This is a genomic window from Salifodinibacter halophilus, assembly GCA_012999515.1.
In the GTDB taxonomy this organism is placed as follows: Bacteria; Pseudomonadota; Gammaproteobacteria; order Nevskiales; family Salinisphaeraceae; genus Salifodinibacter; species Salifodinibacter halophilus.
On the sequence record JABEEB010000274.1, the window covers coordinates 1 to 270 of the forward strand.

Genomic DNA, 270 nt, shown 5'->3' on the forward strand with positions numbered 1-270 from the left:
CAACTCTCACGCGCTACCGCCGAGGGCGACATCGAAGGCCGGTCAGCAGTCGCTGCACTCACCAACGACACTCAGTTGATACAGAAATTGGATGGGCGGACAGCCAGTTCGTTCAATCCAGATAACGTCGTGTTCCCCGACTACGACGCCACCCAGATTCGAGCCATCCTCGAGCATCGAGAAGATGCGTTCCGCGATGGCGTCCTCTCCGGCGATGTGATACCGCTTGCCGCCGCGTTCGCTGCTCAAGACGAGGGTGACGCTCGAAAG

At 59.6% G+C, this 270-nt stretch carries 1 protein-coding gene; it reads right to left on the minus strand.

Annotation, left to right across the window (positions count from 1 at the left end; translation table 11 throughout):
* Window positions 1–42 precede the first annotated feature (42 nt).
* Window positions 43–249 carry a hypothetical protein gene (locus HKX41_11635; GenBank protein ID NNC24784.1) on the minus strand — a complete coding sequence of 69 codons (207 nt, stop codon included), beginning with the start codon at window positions 247–249 and terminating at the stop codon, window positions 43–45.
* Window positions 250–270 lie beyond the last annotated feature (21 nt).